Here is a 207-nt window from a genome sequence, read left to right as displayed (position 1 = left end):
TGTTTTGTAGTGAAAATTTGTCAGGTTCTTTAAGCCACTCTAATTCTTTTTTTAAATCAGTCAAATCAGAACTGCACTGCTTATAAGTAAAAGTTTCTTTATAGTTTTCATAAACTTCTATTCTTTTAGCAAGATATTTATTATATACAAATCTACAACATCCAAAAGTTTTGTTAATTAACTCTTGCTGTTTTTTATTTGGATACA

The 207-nt window shown here is 25.6% G+C and carries 1 protein-coding gene; it reads right to left on the bottom strand.

The window, feature by feature from the left end; translation table 11 throughout:
• Positions 1-207, bottom strand: a 207-nt coding sequence (locus KGF45_RS19975) for a helix-turn-helix domain-containing protein (RefSeq protein WP_227843095.1), incomplete at both ends; no start/stop codon positions are given.

The sequence above is a fragment of the Clostridioides sp. ZZV14-6154 genome, from assembly GCF_020657785.1.
Lineage (GTDB): Bacteria > Bacillota > Clostridia > Peptostreptococcales > Peptostreptococcaceae > Clostridioides.
This window is presented reverse-complemented; position numbering and strand designations above follow the sequence as displayed.